General features: G+C 35.2%; 19 protein-coding genes and 1 other RNA gene. 17 read left to right on the forward strand and 3 right to left on the reverse strand.

The annotated features are described in order from the left end of the window. Positions 1-100: 100 nt before the first annotated feature. The 4 genes from ACFJGY_RS10600 (at position 101) to ACFJGY_RS10615 (ending at position 3,493) form a co-directional block, all read left to right on the forward strand. Positions 101-592: a DUF4920 domain-containing protein gene (locus ACFJGY_RS10600; RefSeq protein WP_379963677.1), complete on the forward strand. Its 492-nt coding sequence runs from the start codon at positions 101-103 to the stop codon at positions 590-592. A 343-nt stretch (positions 593-935) separates the two neighbouring features. After that, positions 936-1,772, forward strand: coding sequence for a 1,4-dihydroxy-2-naphthoyl-CoA synthase (locus tag ACFJGY_RS10605; protein ID WP_379963679.1), 837 nt, complete (start codon positions 936-938; stop codon positions 1,770-1,772). Between the two features lie 94 nt (positions 1,773-1,866). Beyond that, entirely contained in the window at positions 1,867-2,796 is a 930-nt protein-coding gene (gene menA / locus ACFJGY_RS10610) for a 1,4-dihydroxy-2-naphthoate octaprenyltransferase (RefSeq protein WP_379963681.1), read from the forward strand. 13 nt (positions 2,797-2,809) lie between these two features. Next, positions 2,810-3,493: a metal-dependent hydrolase gene (locus tag ACFJGY_RS10615; protein ID WP_379963683.1), complete on the forward strand. Its 684-nt coding sequence runs from the start codon at positions 2,810-2,812 to the stop codon at positions 3,491-3,493. A 69-nt stretch (positions 3,494-3,562) separates the two neighbouring features. Here the strand turns inward: ACFJGY_RS10615 and ffs are convergent. After that, positions 3,563-3,660: signal recognition particle sRNA small type (gene ffs, locus ACFJGY_RS10620), an RNA gene on the reverse strand. A 121-nt stretch (positions 3,661-3,781) separates the two neighbouring features. Here ffs and ACFJGY_RS10625 point away from each other — a divergent pair. The 11 genes from ACFJGY_RS10625 (at position 3,782) to ACFJGY_RS10675 (ending at position 15,831) form a co-directional block, all read left to right on the forward strand. Then, complete coding sequence (locus ACFJGY_RS10625; RefSeq protein WP_379963685.1) at positions 3,782-4,369, forward strand: DUF4199 domain-containing protein; 588 nt, start codon at positions 3,782-3,784, stop codon at positions 4,367-4,369. A gap of 157 nt (positions 4,370-4,526) precedes the next feature. After that, positions 4,527-5,480: a glycosyltransferase family 2 protein gene (locus tag ACFJGY_RS10630; RefSeq protein ID WP_379963687.1), complete on the forward strand. Its 954-nt coding sequence runs from the start codon at positions 4,527-4,529 to the stop codon at positions 5,478-5,480. A gap of 38 nt (positions 5,481-5,518) precedes the next feature. Beyond that, positions 5,519-6,220: a GIN domain-containing protein gene (locus ACFJGY_RS10635; RefSeq protein ID WP_379963689.1), complete on the forward strand. Its 702-nt coding sequence runs from the start codon at positions 5,519-5,521 to the stop codon at positions 6,218-6,220. A gap of 37 nt (positions 6,221-6,257) precedes the next feature. Further along, positions 6,258-6,599, forward strand: a complete 342-nt coding sequence (locus ACFJGY_RS10640) for a hypothetical protein (protein ID WP_379963691.1) — start codon at positions 6,258-6,260, stop codon at positions 6,597-6,599. Positions 6,600-6,657: 58 nt separating this feature from the next. Beyond that, the gene (locus ACFJGY_RS10645) at positions 6,658-8,370 is read left to right on the forward strand and encodes a phospho-sugar mutase (protein WP_379970169.1); all 1,713 of its coding nucleotides are present in this window, start codon (positions 6,658-6,660) and stop codon (positions 8,368-8,370) included. Between the two features lie 193 nt (positions 8,371-8,563). Beyond that, positions 8,564-9,817, forward strand: a complete 1,254-nt coding sequence (locus ACFJGY_RS10650; RefSeq protein ID WP_379963693.1) for a pyridoxal phosphate-dependent aminotransferase — start codon at positions 8,564-8,566, stop codon at positions 9,815-9,817. 70 nt (positions 9,818-9,887) lie between these two features. Then, on the forward strand, positions 9,888-10,610 hold the full coding sequence (kdsB, locus tag ACFJGY_RS10655; RefSeq protein ID WP_379963695.1) for a 3-deoxy-manno-octulosonate cytidylyltransferase: 723 nt from the start codon (positions 9,888-9,890) through the stop codon (positions 10,608-10,610). A gap of 90 nt (positions 10,611-10,700) precedes the next feature. Next, entirely contained in the window at positions 10,701-11,363 is a 663-nt protein-coding gene (locus ACFJGY_RS10660) for a histidine kinase (protein WP_379963697.1), read from the forward strand. A 4-nt stretch (positions 11,364-11,367) separates the two neighbouring features. Then, positions 11,368-11,646, forward strand: coding sequence for a hypothetical protein (locus tag ACFJGY_RS10665; RefSeq protein ID WP_379963699.1), 279 nt, complete (start codon positions 11,368-11,370; stop codon positions 11,644-11,646). A 3-nt stretch (positions 11,647-11,649) separates the two neighbouring features. After that, the gene (locus tag ACFJGY_RS10670) at positions 11,650-12,000 is read left to right on the forward strand and encodes an MmcQ/YjbR family DNA-binding protein (RefSeq protein ID WP_379963701.1); all 351 of its coding nucleotides are present in this window, start codon (positions 11,650-11,652) and stop codon (positions 11,998-12,000) included. Between the two features lie 93 nt (positions 12,001-12,093). After that, positions 12,094-15,831, forward strand: coding sequence for a transglutaminase domain-containing protein (locus ACFJGY_RS10675; RefSeq protein ID WP_379963703.1), 3,738 nt, complete (start codon positions 12,094-12,096; stop codon positions 15,829-15,831). Between the two features lie 36 nt (positions 15,832-15,867). Here the strand turns inward: ACFJGY_RS10675 and ACFJGY_RS10680 are convergent, their stop codons facing one another. Continuing rightward, the gene (locus ACFJGY_RS10680; protein ID WP_379963704.1) at positions 15,868-16,794 is read right to left on the reverse strand and encodes a bifunctional riboflavin kinase/FAD synthetase; all 927 of its coding nucleotides are present in this window, start codon (positions 16,792-16,794) and stop codon (positions 15,868-15,870) included. A 161-nt stretch (positions 16,795-16,955) separates the two neighbouring features. Here ACFJGY_RS10680 and atpD point away from each other — a divergent pair, with 161 nt between their 5' ends. Both atpD and ACFJGY_RS10690 read left to right on the forward strand, forming a co-directional pair. Next, complete coding sequence (gene atpD / locus ACFJGY_RS10685; RefSeq protein WP_379963706.1) at positions 16,956-18,464, forward strand: F0F1 ATP synthase subunit beta; 1,509 nt, start codon at positions 16,956-16,958, stop codon at positions 18,462-18,464. A gap of 84 nt (positions 18,465-18,548) precedes the next feature. Further along, positions 18,549-18,830 carry a FoF1 ATP synthase subunit delta/epsilon gene (locus tag ACFJGY_RS10690; protein WP_379963708.1) on the forward strand — a complete coding sequence of 94 codons (282 nt, stop codon included), beginning with the start codon at positions 18,549-18,551 and terminating at the stop codon, positions 18,828-18,830. Positions 18,831-19,082: 252 nt separating this feature from the next. On the opposite strand, the gene ACFJGY_RS10695 is transcribed toward ACFJGY_RS10690, so the two are convergent. Continuing rightward, positions 19,083-21,296, reverse strand: a complete 2,214-nt coding sequence (locus ACFJGY_RS10695; RefSeq protein ID WP_379963710.1) for a B12-binding domain-containing radical SAM protein — start codon at positions 21,294-21,296, stop codon at positions 19,083-19,085. Positions 21,297-21,331: the final 35 nt, after the last annotated feature.

The following is a 21,331-nucleotide window of genomic DNA, read 5'->3' on the forward strand; positions in this document are numbered from 1 at the left end:
ATGAGACAATTAGAATATACATTTCGTTACATCAAAAATTAATTTTTTTACAATTAATTTAATTTTCTAAATTTACAGCATAAAAAATAAATATTAAATTATGAAAAATATACTTTTTGCATTCGTATTGATCGGATTATCAGTCTCTTCATTTGCACAGTCCGGTCCACCGGCGGGCGATGCCAAAGTAGGTGAATATTACGGTCAGGATGTTTCCTCAAAAGCTGTTAAAAAAGCCATTTCTCCGGACGAACTCAATAAAGAATTAAAATCAAATCCAAAAATTGCAAAAACTTCTGTGAAGGGAAAAGTGACCGGCGTTTGTCCTAAAAAAGGCTGCTGGATCAGTCTCGCGACAGATTCAGGAGAAACATTTTTTGTAAAGATGAAAGATTATGCATTCTTCGTTCCAACCGCTTTGGAAGGTAAAACTGTCGTGTTGGAAGGCAGCGCAGAAAGCAAAACAACATCTGTAAAAGAGTTGCAGCATTACGCAGAAGATGCTAAAAAACCGCAGTCAGTAATTGATGCGATTAAGGAACCGAAAACCGAAACCAGATTCTTGGCAAGTGCTATCAAAGTTGTAGAATAATTATTTCAACATATAATTTGTAAGCTTCAGATTTTTCTGAGGCTTTTTTATTTGGGCGTATCCCTTTGTTTTGCTTATCATCCTAAGACTCTCGAAGGACTCTTTTAGTCAAGCAAAACAAGCGGGCCGGGCTATTCGCTACTATCTTTTTCCGCCAACGCTTTTCCCGAGGCAAAAAAAGGATAACCGCTATTATCCCTTACGCGCTGACGCAAGATTCACGCTCTCTCATAATTACAAACAAGTTATTAGGTTGACATTTCGGTAACTGCGAAACAGCATCAAAATTCCTTTGAAAGCCCATCAATTCTGCTTATATTTACACACAAAATTTTTCAGAAAAATGGCAGATTGGAAAACCGTCAAAGAATATCAGGATATTACTTATAAAAAATCCAACGGCGTTGCAAGAATCGCGATCAACAGACCCGAAGTCCGCAATGCATTTCGCCCCAAAACAACCTCAGAATTATATGATGCTTTTTACGACGCTTACGAAGATTCTTCCATCGGCGTTGTATTATTGACAGGCGAAGGTCCAAGCCCAAAAGACGGCGGTCACGCATTCTGCAGCGGTGGCGATCAGAAAGCGCGTGGACATCAGGGTTATGTTGGAGAAGATGGAAGACACCGCCTTAATATTCTGGAAGTTCAGCGTTTGATTCGTTTTATGCCAAAAGCAGTGATCGCTGTTGTAAACGGCTGGGCTGTTGGCGGCGGACATTCGCTTCACGTAGTTTGTGATTTGACTTTAGCAAGTCAAGAACACGCTATTTTCAAACAAACCGATGCAGACGTAACAAGCTTTGATGGTGGTTATGGTTCTGCTTATTTGGCAAAAATGGTAGGCCAGAAAAAAGCAAGAGAGATTTTCTTTTTAGGAAGAAATTACTCCGCAAAAGAAGCTGAAGAAATGGGAATGGTAAACGCCGTAATTCCTCACGCAGAACTAGAAGATACCGCTTACGAATGGGCGCAGGAAATCCTTGCAAAATCTCCAACATCCATCAGAATGCTGAAGTTTGCTATGAATCTTACAGACGACGGAATGGTTGGCCAGCAGATTTTTGCAGGAGAAGCAACACGTTTGGCTTATATGACAGAAGAAGCAAAAGAGGGAAGAAACGCATTCTTAGAAAAGCGTAAACCTAACTTTGGAGACGATCAGTGGATATCTTAATACTGTAAAATGTCACAAGTACAAATTAAAAGATTAATCTTATTTAAAAAAATTACATTGTACATCATACATTTTACTTTTTACAAAAAAATAAATGAAACATTGGATACAAGCTGCAAGGCTTAGAACTTTACCGCTCTCATTGAGCGGAATTATAATGGGAGCTTTCATCGCAAAATGGAGACTTTCAGAAATTGGAGGAACTTGGGACTGGAAAATTTTTGCATTGGCCCTTCTGGTTACTTTACTTTATCAGATATTATCCAACTTTGCCAATGATTACGGCGATGGCATCAAAGGAGCCGACAAAAACAGGATAGGGGAAGCAGAACAAAGAGCGGTTGCTTCCGGAAAAATTACAGCGATCCAAATGCGAAATGCTATGATTTTATTAGCTATTTTATCATTTGCTGCAACTGTGGGTTTGTTGTATGTTACTTTTTATCCGGCTTATACAAAAGAATTCTGGATTTTTATCGGATTAGGAATTGCGTCTATCTTAGCTGCAATTGGATATACAGTCGGCAAAAAACCTTATGGATATTTAGGTTTAGGTGATATTTTCGTATTCATCTTTTTCGGATTGGTTTCGGTTTGCGGCAGTTATTTTCTGTTCACCAAATCATTCAGCTGGGATGTTTTATTTCCTGCAACATCAATCGGAATGCTGAGTATGGCTGTTCTTAACCTGAACAATATGAGAGACATCGTAAATGATGAATTATCCGGTAAGAAAACTTTTGCATTGAAACTTGGATTTAAAAAAGCAATGATCTACGAAATCGTATTATTGCAATTACCGATTCTCTTGATCCTTTGTTTCTTGATGTATAACGGGTTTCAGGCAAAAGGAAAATACTATCCATTCATTGTAATGGTCCTTATTTTTCCATTCATTAAATTGAGGAGAAGTATTATGGCCGTTAAAGAACCAAAAGAATTAGACCAATATCTGAAACAAGTCGGAATATTGACTTTCCTAATGGCAGTTTTAACAGCCTTTGGACTTAATTATTTTAATTAATAAATCTAGATAAATGAAAATAAAATTCTTAGGACAAAACTGTTTTTTGTTCACATACAACGGAAAAACAATTCTTGCAGACCCTTTCTACAACTATCAGAAAGAGAAATCTGGTTTTGATATCACCGCTCAAAAAATCGATTATGTGTTGATCACGCACGCACACGGCGATCACATTGCAGACGTGAAAGAAGTTCTAGAAAATCACCCTGATGCAACGGTTATTGGTCAGCCAGAAATTTGTGGATATTTCAAACATACCAATAATATTGATATCAATTTCGGCGGTTCTGCCAAGATTGAAGATTTGAAGATTTCAATGGTTCCAGCATTGCATACGAGCTCTTTTCCGGATGGTTCTTACGGCGGATCGGCTTCTGGATACATTTTCAGATTTTCTGACGGGAGAAACCTTTACTTAGCTGGAGACACGGGTGTGACGGCTGAAATGAGTTTGTTTCCACAGGTTTTTGGGAAATTAGATTTGTCGATTCTGCCAGTTGGAAAACATTACACGATGTGTCCTAGAAAAGCGGCTTTTGCAGCATCAGAATTATTGAAAACACCAAAAGTGATCGGTTGTCATTTCGATACTTTTCCTCCAATTGAGATCAATCACGAAGAAGCGAAAAAGTTTTTCTCTGACAAGAATATCGAATTTACATTACCGGAAGTAGGGCAGGAATTTGATTTCTAAACAAAAAAATTAAGAGATCAAGTAGTTTAAAATTAAAACCGTCTTGATCTCTTAACTTATAAAAATAAAAAATGGCAAGCTACCTAAATCACACCGCTACGACCAATTACCTTTGCTGCGTTCCCACCCTGGAGGGTTCTCAGGAGCTGGTTGTTTAGGACTTGCCGGTGCAAATATAGTAAAATTCAGAAAAAAGAAAAAAGAAAAGAGGGAAAAGAAACCAAGTAGACTCTAGATTGTTGATAGTCAGTTTTAAATCTTTACTCTCTTATCTAAAAAATAAAAATTATGACAAAAAACCCTGTAAAAATAGGTTTTATTTTATACGCTGTTACGATGTTGGTATTCTTCATCGTCTATTATTTTTTCGCAAATGCTAATTATTGGAATACCACGATGCAGGTCAACGCTTTTGGGATGACGTTCTTATATGTTTTGGCTGGTTTTGCTTCAACTTATTGGTTAAGAGTCGGCAGATTAATTACTTATCCACAGGCTTTTAAGCAAACTTTTTTGACGCTTTTTACAGGAGGATTATTGTCCGTATTTTCAATTTTTGCTTTCCTCAATTATGTAGATACAGACGCCAGAGATCTCCTCAATCATCAATATATTCAGACAGAACTTGACAATCTTGATGAATCTTATGCTAAATTAAAAGGTGAAGCTCTCAATCAAAAAGACCGCAATAAGGTAAAAGAACTGGAAGACAATTATAACGGCGCAAAGCAGGCAAGAGAAATGGCGCAAAAGGAAAACAGAAATTATTTTTCTTTCAAATTTATGTCCGCTGTTTTTGGTGGCTTTTTACTATTTTATTTACTTTTGTCTATTATCATCGCAGGGTTTTTGAAGAACAAAAAACGCTACGAGTAACATTATTACATTAATATTTATGGCAGCTTTATCCGTCTTCCGTTCCCAATCTTTTTTGCCAACGCTCTTGCCAATGCAAAAAAGGATTTCCACTCAAGCCGGGCTGCAGATTCAACTTTTCAAATAAATTTCTATCTTTAACTTCTAACATTCATCAATGAATCTCTCCATAATCATCCCATTACTCAACGAACAAGACTCTCTGGAAGAGCTGTTCACAAGGATCGATACCGTTTGTCAGACCAACAAGCTGTCATACGAAGTCTGGTTCATCGATGACGGAAGCACCGACCTTTCCTGGTCCATCATCGAGAATCTGAAAATTCAGCATCCACAGATTCACGGGATTAAATTCTCGAAAAATTATGGAAAATCACAGGCACTTCACGCTGCTTTTGAAAAAGTGAATGGTGATGTTATCATTACGATGGACGCTGATTTACAAGACTTTCCGGAAGAGATTCCTGAACTTTACGAAATGGTAAAAATAGGGAATTATGACATCGTTTCCGGTTGGAAGAAGAAGCGTTTTGATAACGTGATGACCAAAAATATTCCATCAAAATTATTTAATTCTGCAGCTAGAAAAGTGTCCGGCGTTTCGCTCCACGATTTCAACTGCGGACTGAAAGCTTACAAAAAACAGGTCGTAAAATCCATCGATGTTTACGGCGATATGCACCGTTATATTCCGGTCTTAGCAGCTAATGCGGGCTTCAGGAATATTACTGAAAAACCGGTTCAGCATCAGGCAAGACCTTACGGAACTTCGAAGTTTGGGACAGAAAGATTTGTTCGTGGTTTCTTAGATTTGGTAACGCTTTGGTTTGTGAGCAGATTTGGTGGAAGACCGATGCATTTCTTTGGTGCAGCTGGAACTTTGATGTTTATTATCGGATTTTTGTCGGCAATCTGGTTAGGACTTTCAAAACTGATTGATGTTTATATCTTCAAAATTTATGGCAATCTGATTGCGAATAATCCCTGGTTTTTCATTGCTTTGACAATGATGATTATGGGAAGTTTGCTTTTCGTAGCTGGATTCTTAGGCGAACTAATCATCCGAACAAACCGTGAACATAAGAATTATCATATTGAAGAATTAATTTAAATGAGATAATTTTTCTAATTTGGTAAATCGATAATCTTATGAAAAATCTATTTTATTTAATTCTGATTCTCACTGCCGTTTCCTGTGGAAAAGTAACTCCGAAAGGTGAAATCCAATCGAAAGATGTCGAGTTGGCTGAGTTTTCAAAACTTGATTTGAAAGGAAAATTCCGTGTATTTTATATCCAAAGTCCACACAATTTCGTGAATGTGGAAACCTATCCCAATGTCTTCGAAAATCTGAATATTGAAGTTAAAGACAAAAACTTATCCATTACAGAGAAAAGTGCAACAGATAAAGTTGATTTCTATAACATCACGATTTACGGTAAAAATCCTTTCGAAGATATTAAAATAGCTGATTCTGTGGAACTTAATATCTCCAGTCAGATGAAAGTAGAAAATTTTTCCCTCCATTTGAAAGATAATGCTAAATTTATCGGTTCAGTGATTTCAGAAAAGTCGAATATCGAAATGCTGAACAAAAGCCGCGCTAATCTATTGGGAAAAACGACTTTAGCAAAGCTTAGCATCAGAGATACGGCGAGTATTATTTCACCTTATTGGTATATCAAAGATCTGGAAATTGATTCCGAGAACGGCAATTATGCAGAACTGAATGTGGATGAAGAGATCAAAGGAAAAATTAAAAATACCGCAAAATTGGTATATTACGGTGATCCATCCAAAAAAGTGAATCTCACCGAAAAAGCAACCATCGAAAAGAGAAAAATTAATTAAATTATAAAGCTTTTTTCTTTAGAATAGAATGTAATAGATGAATGAGATTGAAGTTTTAAAAACAAAAAAATTTGATTCTGAAAATCAATTTAGAGAATTTGAAAAAAAGTTGGACGATTTAATTTATTCTAAAAAGTTGATTTATGTAGATAAAGAAACATTTAGAGATATTAGTTTTATAAAATATAAAGATTCGAAAAATAGTATTTATTGCCTGTCACAAACTGATTTATATTGGAGAGGCTTCTTTTTAGATTATGAAACTTCAATTAGATTTATTAAAAATTTTAAGAAATTAGAAAAGAGAAATAGCTTCGGATGTATAACTTTTATATTGTTAATACTTTTAATAGGAGTTATATCAATTATTTTCACATAAAATTGTCAAATAGAAATAAAATTAATTAAAAAATAAACTACAAATAATGTCAGATACAATATCAACTTTAGATAAAGCAAAACTTTGGCTTTCCGAAACATTTGACGAAGAAACCAGAAATGCTGTTCAAACTTTAATCGATTCCAATTCTCCGGATCTGGAAGATTCTTTTTACAGAGAATTAGAATTCGGGACTGGTGGAATGCGTGGCGTGATGGGCGTTGGAACCAATCGTCTTAATAAATATACATTAGGCCAGGCTACTCAAGGATTGGCAAATTATCTTCATCAGCAATTTTCCGGAGAGGAGATTAAAGTGGCAATCGCTTATGATGTCAGAAATAATTCTAGAGAATTCGGGAAAGTGGTGGCTGATGTTTTGACAGCTAACGGAATCAAGGTTCTGTTGTTCAAAGATCACCGCCCAACACCAGAATTGTCATTCACTGTTCGTGATAAAAAATGCAATGCCGGAATCGTTTTGACAGCATCCCACAATCCACCGGAATATAACGGTTACAAGGTTTATTGGAATGATGGAGCGCAAATTGTTCCACCAGATGATGAAAATATCATCAGAGAAGTTTATTCAACCAAATTTGAAGATATCAAATTCAATGGAAATGATGATTTGATCGAATGGATTGGCGAAGAACAAGACGATGTTTACGTGGATGCTTGTATGGAAAACTCACTATATCAAAATGTTGGAAGAGATAATCTTAACATCGTTTTCACATCTATCCACGGAACCACTTACACAACCGTTCCGAAAGCGTTGAAAAAAGCTGGATTTACCAAAGTTGATCTTGTTACAGAACAAATGATTCCGAGCGGGAATTTTCCAACCGTAAAATCTCCAAATCCTGAAGAGCCAGCTGCTTTGGAAATGGCAACAGATTTGGCAAGAATTACCAACGCTGACATCGTTATCGGAACGGATCCGGACGGCGACAGATTGGGAATTGCCGTAAGAAATCTTGAAGGCGAAATTCAACTCCTGAACGGAAACCAATGTAATACCATCCTGACTTATTATATTCTTGATCAATGGAAAAAAGCCGGCAAAATTACCGGAAAAGAATTTATTGGTTCTACAATCGTGACGTCTGATATTTTCTTTGATGTTGCGGAGAAATTCGGTGTTGACTGCAAAGTCGGATTGACCGGTTTCAAGTGGATCGGAAAAATGATCCGTGATTTTGAAGGTCAGGAAAAATTCATTTGCGGTGGTGAAGAGAGTTTCGGATTTATGACAGGAGATTTCGTGAGAGACAAGGATTCTTGCGGTTCTATTTTAACTGCTTGTGAGATTGCAGCCTGGTGTAAAGCCAATGGAACGACAGTTTATCAATATATGATCGACATCTACAAAGAAGTCGGATTGTATTATGAAGGCTTGATCAATGTCGTGAGAAAGGGTAGAACCGGTGCCGAAGAGATTCAGGAAATGATGAAAAATTTCCGTGAAAATCCCCCAAAAGAAATCGCTGGATCACCAGTGGAAGAAGTAAAGGATTTCAAAGAACAAACTTGTTTTGTAGTTTCTAAGAATGAGAAAAAAGTAATGGACGATATTCCAAAATCTAACGTATTAATCTATTACACCCAGGATGGAACCAAGGTTTGCGTGCGCCCTTCCGGAACAGAGCCAAAGATCAAATTCTATGTTTCTGTAAAAGATTCAATTTCTTCTGAGCAAGAGTTTGTTGAAAGACTACCTAAACTGGAAGAAAAAATTCAGAATGTAAAGAAGGATCTGAATCTGTAATTGAAAATTTTTATTAAGTAAAAATATAACTTCAAATATTTTTAACATAAAGTTCTCAATTATTAAAGTCATTTAATTCTGAGAACTTTTTTGGTTTAAGCTGAATTACTCTGCTGCAATTAAAACCTTTGTAAACCTAATTAAAGAATAAAATCAGACCCCTTAGTCTGAATAATAATTTAAAATCAATAAAGTGAAAGTATCAAAACTCGCATCTAACCTAGTTGGTTCAGAGATCATCAAAATCGGAAATGAAGTGAATGATCTGAAATCGAAAGGTGCACAAATCTCAAATCTTACCATCGGCGACCTTAATGCCAATATCTATCCGATTCCTCAGGAATTAAAAGACGGAATCCAGAAAGCCTATACGAATAACCTTACCAATTATCCGCCAGCAAACGGTTTGTTGTCTCTCAGAACTTCAGTGAGTAACGATCTAAAAAAACGCTGGAACCTTGATTATTCTGCAAACGATGTTTTGATAACAGCTGGTTCCAGACCTTTGATCTATGCCGTTTTTAAAACAATCGTTGACGAAGGCGACAAAGTGATCTACCCAATTCCTTCCTGGAATAACAACCACTATTCTTACCTTACAAGCGCGAACACAATTGAAGTCCAGACTCAGGAATCTAATAACTTTTTACCCACAGCCGATGACCTGAGACCACATCTAGAAGGTGCGGTTTTGCTTTGTCTATGTTCTCCACTTAATCCAACTGGAACAATGTTCTCAAAAGAGCAATTGTCTGATATTTGTGAATTGGTGTTGGAAGAAAATAAAAGGAGAGGCGCAGATGAAAAACCACTTTATCTGATGTATGACCAGATCTACGCAATGCTGACTTTTGGTTCAGAACATTATAATCCGGTAAGCCTATTCCCGGAAATGAAAGATTACACAATCTATGTTGACGGAACTTCCAAATGTTTTGCAGCAACTGGTGTCAGAGTTGGTTGGGGATTTGGGCCAAGTTTGGTGATCGATAAAATGAAAGCGCTATTGACTCACGTTGGAGCTTGGGCACCAAAACCGGAGCAAGAAGCGGTTGCTGAGTTTTTGGCTAATGATTCTTCAGTTGATAATTTCCTGGAGGATTATAAAGGAAAACTTAATAATAGTTTAAAAGAACTTCACGTCGGAATTCAGGATTTGAAAGCAAAAGGTCTTGCCGTAGAAAGTATCTCGCCAATGGGTGCTCTTTATCTTACAATTAAATTGGATTACCTTGGGAAAACAACTCCAGACGGAAAAGTTTTAGAAAATTCTACAGACCTTGTTTTTTATCTGATTAACAATGCTGGAATGGCCTTAGTTCCGTTCTCTGCGTTTGGTAATGATAAGTTAGTTCCTTGGTTCAGAGCGTCTGTCGGTGGATGTTCACTTGATGATATTAAAGATTGTCTGCCAAAATTAGAGAAAGCTTTAAACGCATTAAGCTAAATTTTGATAATATAATAATGTAGCAATTGAACATAATGATTGCTGCATTTTTTATTCAATTAATATAAATATGAAAGTTATCGCAGTCATTCCTGCCCGCTACAATTCAACCAGATTTCCAGGCAAGCTGATGGAAATTTTGGGCAATAAAACCGTTATCACAACTACTTATCAAAATGTTGTGGAAACGGGTTTGTTTGATGAAGTTTTTGTGGCGACAGATTCCGAAATTATACTTGATGAAATCTCAAAAAACGGTGGAAAAGCTGTAATAACGGGCGAGCACGAAACAGGAAGCGACAGAATAGCAGAAGCAGTAAAAAAAATTGATTGCGATATTGTCATCAATGTACAAGGTGACGAACCTTTCCTTAAAAAAGAACCATTGAATCAATTGATTAATGTCTTTCTAGAAGATGATAAGAAAGAAATTTCTTTGGCGTCACTTAAAATCCAGCTGAAAGAATCTGAAGAAATTCAGAACCCGAATAATGTCAAAGTTATTACAGATAACAATGATTTCGCTTTGTATTTCAGCCGTTCCGTAATTCCTTTTCACCGTGAATTAGCTTATAATGTTAAGTATTACAAGCATATTGGCGTTTATGCTTTCAGAAAAGAGGCTTTGATCAAATTTTCTTCTTTGGAAATGACACCTTTGGAGATTTCTGAGAAAATAGAATGTATCCGATATTTGGAAAACGGAATGAAAATCAAGTTAATAGAAACCGATTTCATTGGCGTTGGAATCGACACGCCCGAAGATCTGGAAAAGGCAAAACGATTGATCTAAATGATTAATCTCTTTTTTAGTAATTTTTAATCTCTTCAGAAAGTTTATAACATTAGAAAAATCCTATCTTTGAAATCCTAAAATTTTTGAATGAAAAAAATTATCATATTATTTACCATCATATTTTCTATTTTTCTCAATGCTCAAACAGCCAAAGAGATCATCGATAAGAACATCGAAAATTCTGGCGGTCTTACGAACTGGAAACTTTTGAATACTGTTCAGATTCAAGGACGTGTAACCTTGGGAGTCAATGATGAATACCCGATAAAAATCTATCAGCAGCGCCCGAATCTCAGCAAAACCGCAATGGTCGTGGCGGGGAAAGAAACGCCTGTAGAAGGTTATGATGGTAAGAATGGTTATGCAATGAATTATGCTCAGAATAAGCTTCAGCAATACAACGATTATATTCCGGAAAACTTTGATAATGACTTTATTGATTGGGAAAATAAAGGTTTTGAGGCTAAATTTTTGGGTAAAGAAAAAATAGGAGAGCTGTATTATTTTAAGGTTGAATTAACCAAGAATGTCAACAAAACGATTTACTATTTTGATACTAAAAGTTATATGCTTTTTCGTGAGATAAAAAAAGACGAGATCCTGACTTATTCTGATTACAGAAAAGTAGGAAATTTGTTAATGTCTTACAGGATCGAATCTGCTTCGCCAAAAAAAGACAGCGATTATGTAATGACTATCAACAAAATAGAAATCAACAAAGAATTACCGAAGAATACTTTTAAGTTTTAATTAAATGGATTTAGATCTTTTTAAATCAGAAGAGCTTAAAAATTTAATAAAGTATTTGGTGAAAAGAAATATAACTATAAATTATATTGGTAAAAGTTGGTCAGAAAACGTTTCGACTTGGGTATATTTTGATACAATTTTAAATATGTCTAAACTTCGAAAAAAACTATCTTTGAGTGAAAATATAATAGAACATAAAAATACTGATCCTAGATCTGGTCTTGAAGCTGGTTTTATTGATAAAGTTACACAGGAAGGTGTGATTGGAAATTTAAAGATTTAAATTATGGAAGTTGAAGAGATCCGCGAATATTGTTTAAGTAAAAAAGCAGTTACCGAAGCCTTTCCTTTCGATCAGGAAACATTAGTCTTCAAGGTTGGCGGGAAAATATTTGTCTTCCTTCCAATCGAAACACATCCTGCAACTTTTTCTGCCAAAGCCGATCCCGAATGGAGCGAGGAATTACGAGAAAAATACCATCAAATCAATGGTGCTTTTCATCTCAATAAAACACATTGGAATTCGGTAATTTGTGAAGGACTAAAACAAGATCTGATCTTCAAACTGATCGATCATTCTTACGATTTGGTTTTTAAATCTTTGACTAAAAAATTAAAGGACGAAATTCTGAAATAATCTTTATTTTGTTTTGTCAAGACGGGCTGTTATTTGGTAATTTTTTATTATTTTCGTCAGATTTTAATAAATTACTGATAACCAAAACCTTCCATGAAAACTAAAATTCTATTCTTTCTTCTCTCTGCTAATTTTTTATTTTCTCAATCCAGCGAATCCAAAGTCTGGGATCTTCTTTTAAAAAATAACAGAAGCGAAGCTCGCAAATTATTCAGTAAAACGCTTGAAAATCAAAAGAAAACCAATATTGATGTTTTACTTTTGGATGGTTTTTTATCGTTGGAAGAGGGACAATCGTCATTTGATAACAGTTTTGTAGATAATTTTGTGAATTTATCTCCGGACAAAGCATATTTGTATCCATTAATGACAACCCCAATGTTTCTTGGAAAAGGTGAAGAAACCGGAAGAGATTCTTACTCATTAAAAAAAATAAACACATTAGCCAATCATAAAGATTATGGTAATGAACCTTACGTAATTTCTGCCAAGGCTACGCTAGATCTGTATTTCGGAAATACGGAAGATTATAAAAAATCCGCTTCCAAGCTTAAAAATATTGATAAATGGCAGTTTTGCGGCGTTTTTGAAAACCTGAACGGAAGCGGAATTGACATTGAATACGAGCCGGAAACTTATCCTAAAAATGACAAATTATTTGATACAAATAAAAATGGTAAAGTAACCTGGTATAATCAGAAATCATATCAAAATTTAGGTTATCATTTTTTCTATAATGAAAGGGAATATGGACAGGGAATCATTTATGCTCAGAGTTTTATAGATAACCCAACGGAAAGAACCGTCATTCTGGAAACATCGGCTCTTGGTGATTATAAAGTTTTTCTCAATAATTCTGAAGTATTATCAGTTTCAGAAGCGGACGGAAAACTAGGTAATGCTTCATTAGTAAAGTTAAAATTAAAAGCAGGAATTAACAGAATACTTTTGAAAATAGGTTTAAATACAGATTCCTATAAAAGTTTCTCGGCGCAATTCTTCGATGAGAAACTAAAGCCATTAGAAGATCTCAGATATTCTGATACTTATCAGGACTATTCTAAAAATATCTCTCAGGATACTCCTTCAGAAGTGATTCCTTACCATTACGAAACTTTTTTTAGAGATAAAATAAAAAATGATCCTAAAAATATACTCAACAAAATATTGTTACTAAAAGGACTGCTGGCTGTAAAAAAAGATGAGGATGCTAAAATTCTATTGGATTCTCTTTTGGCCACATATCCGAATTCGAGTCTTATAAAATATATTGAGATAGACTATAATGAACAGACAAAACAGGCTGAAAAAAATGCAGAGATTATTAAAAATTTAGAAATAAATGATCCCGGTTATTATATCGTCAATATCATTAAAATCACGGATGACAACTGGATAAAAAGTGTAGAAATTTCTGAGCTTGAAAAATACCGTGAATTAACTTCAAAAACAAAAGCAGAAATTTTTACAAACCTTTATGACTTTCTATTAGCTGCCAGAAGATCGGATATTACGCAGATGTTTATTAATCTGGAAGATGTGAACAGGGTTAGTTACAACAATGATCTGTATTTTTCATTATTTGCGCCTGTTTACGATACTTTCAATAATAGTGAAAAATCTACCGAGAAGAAACTAAAAGAGTATCTCAATAATAATTATGATCTGACTATTGCAATAGCTTTGTATAATAATCTGATTAAGAATAAAAAAAATGAGGAGGCTGAAGTCGTTATAAAAAAATTAATTTCTCTATATCCTGATTCCAATTATATTAAATCCTATTATTATCAGCAATTATTAAACGAACAAAAATATACCGAAGCTATTGCAATAATTGATGACGCAATTGCTAATTATCCTTATTCTGCACAGCTTTACAATTCCCGAGCAATTGCAAACAGCAATCTGAAAAAGACTGATCTGGCGATTTCTGATCTTAAAAAATCTTTAGAATTTAATTTTAACAATTCCAAAGCCATAACGCTTTTGGAAGATCTTACTAAAAAAGAAGATCCTATTACAAGCGTTGCCTATAAAGATCTGTACAAATTGGGAAATGAACGCAAAAATAAAGTCAAAAATGAAACAGGCGTTGCAATTCTTTTAGATGAATATATTGTAAACGTTTTTCCCGATGGTGGTTACAAGAAAAAAATGACTTACCTCTACGAAATTCTTTCTGAGAAAGGTATTGAAGAAATGAAGGAATATAATTTCGGTTACCAGGATAATGTACTGAAAAGCGAAATACTGAAACCAAATGGAAGCATTGTTCCAGGCGAGAGGTCTGGCAACACAACTGTATTTTCTAATCTGCAAATTGGCGATGTTCTTGTCATCCAGTCAGATGAGATCGTCAGAAATTCGGGTAGATTCTCCAGAGATTTTAATCTGGCCTCATATTTTAATAATTATTATCCTGTAGTGGAATCAAAATTCATTGTTATTACTCCAAAAGATAAAAAATTTGAGATTTATAACAATAATAATACTCTTAAAGTTACCTCAAAAACAGTAGGAGAGAGTGTTATAAACACTTGGATAGCAAAGGATCTTCTACCAATTTATTCAACTGAAAATTTCGCCAAACCTTACGGAGATATTACCCAGTCTGTTACTATAGCATCAATCAAAAACTGGGATGAAATTGCAAAATGGTATTCTGACCTTGTGAAAAAAGTAATGGTTTTTGATGCAACAACTCAGAAAACATTTAATGAAATTTTCCCTCAGGGTGCAACTAACTTGACGGAAGAACAGAAGGCCGAAAAAATCTATAATTTTATAGAAAATAACATAAAATACAGTTCTGTAGATTTCCGCCAAAGTGGATATATCCCACAAAAACCATCTAAAACTATTACTTCGAAACTCGGAGACTGTAAGGATGTTTCAACTTTATTTGTTGTTTTGGGACAAAAAGCAGGACTCGATTGTAACCTCGTTCTGGTTTCCACCAATAACAATCCAAAGAATGATTTGGCATTGCCGGTGCTGGATTTTAATCATTGTATTGTAAAAGTAAGAATAGATGGAAAAGAAAATTTCCTTGAGCTGACTGATAAATATTTACCTTACAAATCATTTGTAAAAAGTCTGTACGGAGCAAAAGGCCTGAATATAATTCCGAATAGTAAAGTACCTAACGAGCTTTTTGATATTACATTAGACAATAATTTTAAAAGCAAGACGGAAGCTTATACGGAAGTTTCTATTTCTGATTATAAAAAAGAATTTAAGACAACTAATAAAATTTATGGTGAAGGAAAATCTTACTTCAATATGTTTTTTAATGAGACGTCGGAAGAAGATAAAAAAAGTTCGATGGAAGAGGATCTGTCCAGAAACCTTAATAAAATTTTCGTAGTGAATTCGGTAAAGTTTCTTAAAAATAAAGATCTGACCTCACAACCACTGGAATTTGAATTAAATTCTTTTGTAAATGAAAAACCAAAAAATGTTGGTAGTTTGAAAATCACGGAGATTCCGCTTACGACCAAATCTTATACAAAAGAATTGATTGCATCGGAAAACAGAAAAACGGATATTAAATACATTACTTATGAAAACCAGGAAAAATACAGTGAAGAAGTAATTTTGAATATTCCCGAAAAAATGAAATTCGTAGAGGTTCCGGAAAATTCAGAGTTCAACTATAAAAATCACCATTACAAATTATCTTTTGAAACTTTGAAACCAAATCAGCTTAAGATTACCAAAATATCAGATGTAAGTTTAGAAGATATTCCTGCATCATCTTACACTGAATTCAAGCAGTTTGTTGAAAAAGTATTAGACGCTGAAAATCAAATTATTGGTTATAAATAGAATTTGGATCCTCATTTAAATGAGGATTTTTTTATGTTAAAAAAGAAATTCCTCAGTCAGTCTTTTATCTTCATCCAATTTCTCGATCAGTTTTTCCAAACCTTCAAACTTGATCTCGTCGTGAAGATAATCTCTGAATTTCACAGTGATTTCTTTATCATAAATATCCTGATCGAAATCCAGAATATAAACTTCTGTATGTAAAGTCTGATTTTCATTATCAACTGTCGGATTGGTCCCGATGCTCAGCATTCCTTTGTAGAACGTGTTTTCTATCCAGACTTCTACGATGTAAGCACCACTTTTAGGAAGCAGTTTATTTATCGGAACATCAATATTTGCTGTCGGATAACCAATCGTCCTACCCAATTTTTTTCCGTGAATCACTTTTCCGGTTAATGGATAATGATAACCAAGCATTTCGTTTGCATCACTGATTCTTCCTTCTGACAAAGCAATTCTGATTTTTGTAGAACTGATGTTCAAATCATTTTTTTGAACTGCTTCCAATTGATTTACCTTAAAGCCTAATTCAGCTGATAAAGATCTCAGCAATTCAAAATTTCCACTTTTATTCTTTCCAAAAGTATGATCGTGCCCTATAGTGATATGTTTTACATTCAGCTTGTCAACCAAAACCTGTTCACAAAATTCAAAACCAGTCAAATTTCTAAACTCTTCATCAAAAGTTTTGAGAAATAAATTCTGGATTCCGCTTTTTTCCAGCAATTCCAGCTTTTCTTCCAGTGTATTAAGCATTTTCACATCATCATCCGGATTAAGGAATTTTCTTGGATGCGGCCAAAAACTGAGTATTGCAGATTCCAAATCTTCCTTTTTGGCAATTTCATTTAAGGTATTTATGATTGATAAATGCCCGAGATGAACGCCGTCAAACATTCCTAATGATAATGCTAAAGGTATTTTGGAGTGATAATCTTTAAAATCGCTGATGATTTTCAATTGCTGAAATTTTTTGGCAAAAAGTAATCAATTTTGCCCGGCTAAAAATACACCTAAAATTGGTGTCTGAAATTGTCATGCAAATATGATAAAAATCTTTTTTTCTGACAATGCAGTTCTACAAAGTTTTATTATCTTTGCGCACAAGTAAAAATTTAGTAATGGCAAACCAAATTAAAGGAAAAATTTCACAAATTATTGGACCAGTTATCGATGTGGTCTTTAATGAAGTTGAACAATTACCAAACATATATGACGCTCTGGAAATCATTAAAACAAACGGAGAAAAAGTTGTTTTAGAGGTTGAGCAGCACATTGGCGAAGACGTTGTAAGATGTATCGCAATGGATGCTACAGATGGTCTACAAAGAGGACAGGAAGTTCTAGGAACTGGTCAGCAGATCACAATGCCGGTTGGAGAAGGCGTAAACGGACGTCTATTCAATGTTGTAGGTGATGCTATCGATGGTCTTCCGAATTTGTCAAGAGAAGGAGGTTTGCCAATCCACAGAGAAGCACCAAAATTTGACCAGCTGACAACTTCAGCAGAAGTTCTTTTCACTGGTATCAAAGTAATCGATCTTATCGAGCCTTATGCAAAAGGTGGTAAAATCGGATTGTTTGGTGGAGCAGGTGTTGGAAAAACAGTATTGATCCAGGAATTAATTAACAATATCGCAAAAGGTCACGGTGGACTTTCCGTATTCGCAGGAGTAGGAGAAAGAACAAGAGAAGGAAATGACCTTTTGAGAGAGATGCTTGAGTCAGGCATTATCAAATACGGAGACGAGTTTATGCACTCTATGGAAAATGGAGGCTGGGATCTTTCCAAAGTTGATCTTGAAGAAATGAAAGATTCAAAAGCAGCTTTCGTTTTCGGACAGATGAATGAGCCGCCAGGAGCAAGAGCCAGAGTAGCACTTTCTGGTTTGACGTTGGCAGAATATTACAGAGATGGTGGCGAAAGCGGACAAGGTAGAGATGTATTGTTCTTCGTAGATAACATCTTCCGTTTTACACAGGCTGGTTCTGAGGTGTCTGCACTTCTTGGCCGTATGCCTTCAGCGGTAGGTTATCAGCCGACATTGGCATCTGAGATGGGTGCAATGCAGGAGAGAATTACTTCTACAAAAAATGGTTCCATTACTTCAGTACAGGCGGTTTACGTACCTGCGGATGATTTAACGGATCCAGCTCCGGCTACAACGTTTGCCCACTTGGATGCAACGACAGTATTGGACAGAAAAATTGCTTCATTAGGTATTTACCCGGCGGTAGATCCATTGGCTTCTACTTCAAGAATCCTGGCTCCGGAAATTATTGGAGACGAACATTATGACTGTGCACAAAGAGTAAAAGAAATTCTTCAAAGATACAAAGCATTGCAGGATATTATTGCGATCCTTGGTATGGAAGAACTTTCCGAAGAAGATAAATTGGTAGTTTACAGAGCTAGAAAAGTTCAGAGATTCTTGTCTCAGCCTTTCCACGTTGCTGAGCAGTTTACAGGTCTTAAAGGATCATTGGTAGACATCAAGGACACCATCAAAGGATTTAATATGATCATCGATGGAGAATTGGATCAATATCCTGAATCTGCTTTCAACTTGAAAGGAACTATCGAAGAAGCTATCGCAGCAGGACAAAAATTGTTAGCTGAAAACGCTTAAGAAATGTTAAATGTTAAATTTTAGATTTTAGATTGAATTGCAATAATTTATAATTTAAAATCTACAATCTATAATTTCATAAAAATGAATATAAAAATTTTAACTCCGGAATTTGTGATCTTCGATGGCGAGGTAGAATCTGTTCTTCTTCCAGGAAAAAGCGGGCAATTCCAAATCTTTAAAAATCACGCGGCGATCGTTTCTGCTTTGGTTGGTGGCAAAGTGAAGATCTATACTGATAAAGTCAATGGTTCTTTCGAAAAATATCTTACCAAAGAAACAGAAACTAAAAGCGCTTACTCTTACGAGATCAAAAGTGGTGTTTTAGAATTCAACAATGATAAAGGAATTATTCTTTGCGAGTAACATTCCAAATCATATAAATCAAAATCCCGAAAATTGCTTTTCGGGATTTTTTGTTTTCAAAATATTTAAGAATTATTTATTTGGGCAGCTTAATCCGCCTTCCGTTCCCGCTTTTTTCTGTCATTGCGAACAAGGTGAAGCAATCTGTTGAACATTTCCCTCTCGCAATGACAGAAAAAGAGCTCCACTCAAGTCGGGCTGCAGATTCGGCATAAAACAACAGTCTACTTAAGAACATTATTTTGTCTTTTACTAAAAACTCAAAATCACACCATTTTCCTTCAATTGCTGAATCGGTTTCGAAAACCAGAACAATTCAAAATCTTCAAAGCCATTTTCAAAATCAGTTTTAAGCTGCGCTAAACTCAATTTCTTTCCATTTTCAATTGAGTTTTCGTTGAGAGTATTAATCAGCCAATATGCTTTTTCTTTATCTAACTCAATTTTTAAAATATTGGTTTTTAGATGAAAAGTAAGTTGTGTTAATTCCCAGGAATTTCCTTTTTTAGTTTTAATATAATCTTCTGCAATCACATTTTTCTCTAGGAAAACCACTTTCGAATTCGGTTTAAAAGTAAAATTATCATCCTCCAAAAGCGAATCATGAATATAATCCGGATGGATCGTCGTTCTCGGAATTTTAAAGTCAAACCAACTTTGCAACGGCATTTCAAAATTAATTCCGTGCATATAATTGAACAACGATTTCTTCAAACCAAAACTAAATTTGCTGTGATCGATTCCTGTTTTATCTGTAAAATCAATATCATTATTAGCGAACAAAATTTCTTGCTTCACAGGAATCACACCATATTCCTCAGGATTGATTCCGACAGGTGAGTGCGCTGTCATCGCAAACTGATGCCAAAATCCACTTTGTAAAATTCCCATTTCAAAAAGCTGACGAACCATTTCCAAAGAATCCACCGTTTCCTGAATCGTCTGAGTCGGGTAGCCATACATCAAATAGGCGTGAACCATAATTCCAGATTCGGTAAAATTTCTTGTGACTCTTGCAACCTGATCTACGGAAACGCCCTTATCAATTAATTTTAATAATCGGTCACTCGCGACTTCCAATCCACCGGAAACAGCTACACAACCGGAAATTTTCAACAAAAAACAAAGATCTTGAGTGAAACTTTTCTCAAAACGGATATTTGTCCACCAGGTTACAACGAGATTTCGTCTTAGGATTTCCAGCGCTACTTCACGCATCAAGGCTGGTGGTGCGGCTTCATCCACAAAATGAAATCCAGTTTCGCCTGTTTTGGCGATCAATTCTTCCATTCGGTCAACCAATATTTTGGCAGAAACCGGTTCGTAAAGTCTGATGTAATCGAGAGAAATATCACAGAAAGTACATTTCCCCCAATAGCAGCCGTGCGCCATTGTGAGCTTGTTCCATCGGCCGTCGCTCCACAAACTGTGCATTGGATTGGCAATTTCAATGACTGAAATATATTTGTCTAATTGCAAATCGGAATAATCCGGCGTTCCAACCTGCACTTGTTTGTAATCATTTTTTGTAGAGTTATTTTTATAAGTAACTTCTCCGTTTTCAATAAGGAATGTTCTCTTATATATGGCTTCACTTCGACTTTGCTCAGTGTAAACCACCTCAGCCTCACATATGTTTTGATAGACGAGTTCAAGAGGTAACTCACCGTCATCTAAAGTAATAAAATCGAAGAATTCAAAAACTCTTTTATCTTTAACTTCTCTTAATTCGGTGTTCGGAAAGCCGCCACCCATCGCAGTTTTAATTTGTGGATAATTTTCTTTTATGAACTTTGCACATCGGAAAGCAGAATATAAATTACCCGGAAACGGAACTGAAAAACAAACCAATTTTGGCTGAAGCAATTCTAATTTTTCTTTAAGAATCTTCAAAGTGATATCATCAATAAAAGTTTGACTATCATTTAGTTTAAAATATAATTCATCAAACGAATTGGCACTTTTCCCCAAACGTTCCGCATATCTGCTAAAACCAAAATCAGAATCCACATTTTCTACAATATAATCGGAAAGATCTTCGAGATATAAAGTGGCCAGATGTTTCGCTTTGTCCTGCAAACCCATATTTCCGAACGCAAATTCCATATCATCCAACTGGTTGAATCGTGAAGCTTCAGGCAGGAAATTCATGGAGCAAATCTGTCTCGCTAAAGTTGGATTTTTGTTTTGAAGAAATAGAACTACCTGATCTATAGTTTTTGTATATTCATCTCGTAATGCGAAAATGCGTTGGGAGTTTTCAGAACTATTTTTAAGATCAAATTCTTTAGAAAAAACTTTCTGAATGCCTTCTTTTGAAAATAACTGCAAAATCACTTCAATTCCCAAATCGATCTGATAGCTTGATATATTTTTGGTATTCAGGAAACCTTTGATATAAGCCGTCGCAGGATATGGTGTGTTGAGTTGCGTAAAAGGAGGCGTGATAAGAAGAATATCTTTCAAAAGAAATTTTTTGCAAAGATAAGATTTATAAATTT

The sequence above is a fragment of the Epilithonimonas sp. UC225_85 genome, assembly GCF_042695135.1.
Lineage (GTDB): Bacteria > Bacteroidota > Bacteroidia > Flavobacteriales > Weeksellaceae > Epilithonimonas.

Bases quoted from the DNA above. Each gene is read 5' to 3' on its own strand.
- kdsB (WP_379963695.1), top strand. From the start codon at position 9,888: ATGAAAGTTATCGCAGTCATTCCTGCCCGCTACAATTCAACCAGATTT.
- ACFJGY_RS10675 (WP_379963703.1), top strand. From the start codon at position 12,094: ATGAAAACTAAAATTCTATTCTTTCTTCTCTCTGCTAATTTTTTATTT.
- ACFJGY_RS10690 (WP_379963708.1), top strand. From the start codon at position 18,549: ATGAATATAAAAATTTTAACTCCGGAATTTGTGATCTTCGATGGCGAG.
- ACFJGY_RS10625 (WP_379963685.1), top strand. From the start codon at position 3,782: ATGACAAAAAACCCTGTAAAAATAGGTTTTATTTTATACGCTGTTACG.
- ACFJGY_RS10630 (WP_379963687.1), top strand. From the start codon at position 4,527: ATGAATCTCTCCATAATCATCCCATTACTCAACGAACAAGACTCTCTG.
- ACFJGY_RS10615 (WP_379963683.1), top strand. From the start codon at position 2,810: ATGAAAATAAAATTCTTAGGACAAAACTGTTTTTTGTTCACATACAAC.
- ACFJGY_RS10635 (WP_379963689.1), top strand. From the start codon at position 5,519: ATGAAAAATCTATTTTATTTAATTCTGATTCTCACTGCCGTTTCCTGT.
- ACFJGY_RS10605 (WP_379963679.1), top strand. From the start codon at position 936: ATGGCAGATTGGAAAACCGTCAAAGAATATCAGGATATTACTTATAAA.
- ACFJGY_RS10640 (WP_379963691.1), top strand. From the start codon at position 6,258: ATGAATGAGATTGAAGTTTTAAAAACAAAAAAATTTGATTCTGAAAAT.
- ACFJGY_RS10600 (WP_379963677.1), top strand. From the start codon at position 101: ATGAAAAATATACTTTTTGCATTCGTATTGATCGGATTATCAGTCTCT.
- atpD (WP_379963706.1), top strand. From the start codon at position 16,956: ATGGCAAACCAAATTAAAGGAAAAATTTCACAAATTATTGGACCAGTT.
- menA (WP_379963681.1), top strand. From the start codon at position 1,867: ATGAAACATTGGATACAAGCTGCAAGGCTTAGAACTTTACCGCTCTCA.
- ACFJGY_RS10665 (WP_379963699.1), top strand. From the start codon at position 11,368: ATGGATTTAGATCTTTTTAAATCAGAAGAGCTTAAAAATTTAATAAAG.
- ACFJGY_RS10670 (WP_379963701.1), top strand. From the start codon at position 11,650: ATGGAAGTTGAAGAGATCCGCGAATATTGTTTAAGTAAAAAAGCAGTT.
- ACFJGY_RS10660 (WP_379963697.1), top strand. From the start codon at position 10,701: ATGAAAAAAATTATCATATTATTTACCATCATATTTTCTATTTTTCTC.